The organism is Bradyrhizobium sp. P5_C11_2 (genome assembly GCF_054049755.1).
Genome location: NZ_JBFULT010000614.1, coordinates 1 through 4285 on the forward strand (window position 1 = coordinate 1; position 4285 = coordinate 4285).

The 4285-nt window shown below is 65.9% G+C and carries 4 protein-coding genes; all 4 read right to left on the reverse strand.

Going from position 1 to position 4285, the window contains the following annotated elements; genetic code table 11:
* The coding region (locus tag ACXJL8_RS35275) for an NADH-quinone oxidoreductase subunit J (protein ID WP_456686482.1) at positions 1 to 614 on the reverse strand (614 nt) is incomplete at its 3' end.
* A gap of 9 nt (positions 615 to 623) precedes the next feature.
* Positions 624 to 1112, reverse strand: coding sequence for an NADH-quinone oxidoreductase subunit NuoI (nuoI, locus tag ACXJL8_RS35280; RefSeq protein ID WP_026232873.1), 489 nt, complete (start codon positions 1110 to 1112; stop codon positions 624 to 626).
* A 14-nt stretch (positions 1113 to 1126) separates the two neighbouring features.
* Positions 1127 to 2194: an NADH-quinone oxidoreductase subunit NuoH gene (nuoH, locus tag ACXJL8_RS35285; RefSeq protein ID WP_456620143.1), complete on the reverse strand. Its 1068-nt coding sequence runs from the start codon at positions 2192 to 2194 to the stop codon at positions 1127 to 1129.
* Between the two features lie 4 nt (positions 2195 to 2198).
* Positions 2199 to 4274 (reverse strand): NADH-quinone oxidoreductase subunit NuoG, encoded by a 2076-nt coding sequence (gene nuoG / locus ACXJL8_RS35290; protein ID WP_456686483.1) that lies wholly within the window; start codon positions 4272 to 4274, stop codon positions 2199 to 2201.
* Between the last annotated feature and the right edge of the window lie 11 nt (positions 4275 to 4285).

Below are 4285 nucleotides of genomic sequence, written 5' to 3' on the forward strand. Positions count from 1 at the left end.
GCGTCCGAGAGCCCCTGCCCCGGCGCCACCTTGCGCATCGCCATCGCCATCTCCGGCGTGCGCGCGTTCTGAACGTTGATGTCCTGCCGCTTCACGTTCGCCTTGTGGCGCAGCGTCAGCACGATGGCGCCGATCATCGCGACCAGCAGCACCATGCCGGCGAGCTGGAAGTAGTGGATGTACTTTGTATAGAGCACGAGCCCGAGCGCCTCGGTGTTCGAGACATTGGTCGGGATCGCCGCCGTGATGGTCTTGGCGACACCGGGGTTGATGACCCAGAAGCCGACGGTGAGCAGCAGCTCGAACATGAAGATGCCGCCGATCACGAGACCGACCGGCAGGTACTCGATGAAGCCCTCGCGCAGCTCGAGGAAGTCGACGTCGAGCATCATGATCACGAACAGGAACAGCACCGCGACGGCGCCGACATAGACGACGATCAGGATCATCGCCAGGAACTCGGCGCCCATCAGCACGAACAGGCCGGAGGCGTTGACGAAGGCCAGGATCAGATACAGCACGGAGTGCACGGGATTGCGCGAGACAATCACCATCACCGCCGAGGCGACGCAGACGCCGGCGAACAGATAGAAGAACAGCGCGGGAAGGATCATGCTCTCATCTCACCGGTACGGCGCGTCGAGCTCGATCGCCTTCGCGATCTCGCGTTCCCAGCGGTCGCCGTTGGCGAGCAGCTTGGCCTTGTCATAGAACAGTTCCTCGCGGGTCTCGGTCGCGAACTCGAAGTTCGGACCTTCGACGATGGCGTCGACCGGGCAGGCCTCCTGGCAGAGGCCGCAATAGATGCACTTCACCATGTCGATGTCGTAGCGCACGGTGCGGCGGGTGCCGTCGTTGCGGCGCGGGCCGGCCTCGATGGTGATGGCCTGCGCCGGGCAGACCGCTTCGCACAGCTTGCAGGCGATGCAGCGCTCTTCGCCGTTCGGATAGCGGCGCAGCGCATGCTCGCCGCGGAAGCGCGGCGAGATCGGGCCCTTCTCGAACGGATAGTTCAGCGTCGGCTTGGGCTGGAAGAAATAACGCATGGCGAGGAAGAACGCCGAGACGAATTCCGACAGCAGAAGCGAGCGTGCGGTGGCGTTGATGTTGATACCCATGACGGCCCTCACTTCGGCGCGATGCCGGCGAAGTGCAGCACACCGGCCACCACGACCACCATCGCCAGCGACAGCGGCAGGAACACCTTCCAGCCGAGCCGCATCAGTTGGTCGTAGCGGTAGCGGGGCACGATCGCCTTCGCCATCGCGAACAGGAAGAACATGAAGAAGACTTTGAGCGAGAACCAGATGATCCCCGGCACCCAGTTGAAGGGCGGTAGGTCCACCGGCGGCAGCCAGCCGCCGAGGAACAGGATCGTCGCCAGCGCGCACATCGTGACGATGGCGACATACTCGCCGAGCATGAACAGCAGATACGGCGTCGAGCCGTACTCGACCATGAAGCCGGCGACGAGCTCGGACTCCGCTTCGACAAGGTCGAACGGCGGACGGTTGGTTTCCGCCAGCGCCGAGACGTAGAAGATGACGAACATCGGGAACAGCGGCCACACATACCAGTTCAGGACGGTGAGCTGCGGCAGCCCGATCAGGCTGGCAAGGCCGCGCGCATGCTGGGCCTCGACCACCGCCGACAGGTTCAGCGTGCCGGCGCAGAGCAGCACGGTGATGATGACGAAGCCGATCGAGACCTCGTAGGACACCATCTGCGCCGCCGAGCGCAGCGCGGCCAGGAACGGGTATTTCGAGTTCGACGACCAGCCGGCCATGATGATGCCGTAGATCGACAGCGACGAGATCGCGAAGATGAAGAGGACGCCGACATTGATGTCGGAGATCACCCAGCCGAGATTGGTCGGGATCACCGCCCATGCCGCGAGCGCGAGCACGCAGGACACCAGCGGCGCCAGCAGGAAGACGCCCTTGTTGGCGCCGGCCGGAATGATCGGCTCCTTCAACACGAACTTCAAAAGGTCGGCGAAGGACTGCAGCAGGCCCCAGGGACCGACCACGTTCGGGCCGCGCCGGATCTGCACCGCCGCCCAGATCTTGCGGTCGGCGAGCAGGATGTAGGCGATCGCGACCAGCAGGACGACGAGCACCAGGACGCTCTCCGCGACCATGATGATCAGCGGCCAGAGGAACCCCGTCCAGAATGCGCTTTCGAAGAATTCCATCAGCTCACTCCGCTGCGGTCAGCATCTGCCCGGAGGCAAGCCGCGAGCACTCCGCCATCACGGCAGACGCACGCGCGATTGGGTTGGTCAAATAGAAGTCCTCGACCAGCGGCTTGAACGGCGCCTTCTCCGGCGTGCCGCCCTTCCCCGCCAGCTTCTTGATCTGGTCGGCGGAGCCGGCCTCGATCTGGTCGAGACGGATCAGATGCGGGACCGCCTTGAAGATCGCCTGGCGCAGGGCTGCGAGCGAGTCGTAGCCGAGCTTCTTGCCGAGTGCCTCCGACAGCGCGCGGACGATCGCCCAGTCCTCGCGGGCCTCGCCCGGCGGGAATGCGGCACGTCCCGTCATCTGCACGCGGCCCTCGGTGTTGACGTAGATCGCGGACTTCTCGGTATAGGCGGCCGCCGGCAGGATCACGTCGGCGCGATGCGCGCCGCGGTCGCCATGGGTGCCGATATAGACGACGAAGGTGCCGTCCGGCGCCTTGATCTCGTCGGCGCCGAGCAGGATCAGCAGGTCCAGGGTACCGAACGTGGTCATCTGGGCCGCGTTCAGCCCTCCCTGACCGGCGACAAAGCCGATATCGAGCGCGCCGACGCGCGAGGCGGTCTCGTGCAGCACGGCAAAACCGTTCCAGCCGTCCTTGACCGCGCCGACATCGAGCGCGAGCTTGGCGGCGCTGGCGAGAATGGCGGCGCCGTCGTGACGCGAGGCCGCGCCCGCGCCGACCAGGATGATCGGGTGCTTGGCGTTCTTCAGCACGTCCATGAAGGAGTGCTTGCCGGCCGCGAGCTCGCTGAGCGTCTCGGTGCCCGCGCCGAGATGGTCGTAGTCATAAGTGAGATCGGCCTTGGCGCCGATCACGCCGACCTTGAAGCCGCCGGCGCGCCAGCGCTTGCGGATGCGGGCGTTGAACACGGCCGCCTCTTTCCGCGGATTGGCGCCGATGATCAGCAGCGCATCGGCCTGCTCGACGCCCACCAGCGTCGGATTGAAGATGTAGGAGCCGCGGCCGAGCGCGGGATCGAAGGCGTCGCCGCCCTGCACTGCCAGATTGCTCGAGCCGTATTTGGCGAGCAGGTCCTTCAGCGCGAACATCTCCTCGACGCCGGCGAGATCGCCCGCGATCGCGCCGATCCGCTTGCCGTCGGTGCGTGCCGCTTTCGCAGCGATCGCGGCGAAGGCCTCCGGCCAGCTCGCAGCCCGCAGCTTGCCGGCTTCACGGATGTAGGGCCGGTCGAGGCGCTGGGTCCGCAGGCCGTCGACGACATGGCGGGTCTTGTCCGAGATCCACTCCTCGTTCACGGCCTCGTTGATGCGCGGCAGCACGCGCATCACCTCGCGGCCGCGGGTGTCGACGCGGATCGCCGAGCCGATGCCGTCCATCACGTCGACCGACTGGGTCTTGCCGAGCTCCCAGGGACGCGCGGCGAAGGCATAGGGCTTCGAGGTCAGCGCGCCGACCGGGCAGATGTCGACGAGGTTGCCCTGCAATTCCGACGTCAGCGCGTGCTGGAGATAGGTCGTGATCTCCATGTCCTCGCCGCGGCCGGTCGCGCCCATCTCAGGCGCGCCGGCGACCTCCGCCGAGAAGCGGACGCAGCGCGTGCACTGGATGCAGCGGTTCATCGAGGTCTTGACCAGCGCGCCGAGATATTTGTCCTCGACCGCGCGCTTGTTCTCGGCGAAGCGGCTGGTGTCGACACCATAGCCCATCGCCTGGTCCTGGAGGTCGCACTCGCCGCCCTGATCGCAGATCGGGCAGTCCAGCGGATGGTTGATGAGCAGGAATTCCATCACGCCTTCGCGCGCCTTCTTCACCATCGGCGAACGGGTGGAGATTTCCGGCGGCTCGCCCTTGGGGCCCGGACGGCAATCGCGCACGCCCCAGGCGCAGCTCGCGACCGGCTTCGGGCCGCCCTTCACTTCGACGAGGCACATCCGGCAATTACCGGCGATCGACAGCCGTTCATGATAGCAGAAGCGCGGAATCTCGGCGCCGGCCGCCTCGCACGCCTGGAGCAGCGTGTACTCCGGCGGGACATCGATCTCTTTGCCGTCGATGATGAGCTTGGTCATTCTTCCTACTC

Bases quoted from the DNA above. Each gene is read 5' to 3' on its own strand.
- nuoH (WP_456620143.1), bottom strand. From the start codon at position 2,194: ATGGAATTCTTCGAAAGCGCATTCTGGACGGGGTTCCTCTGGCCGCTG.
- nuoG (WP_456686483.1), bottom strand. From the start codon at position 4,274: ATGACCAAGCTCATCATCGACGGCAAAGAGATCGATGTCCCGCCGGAG.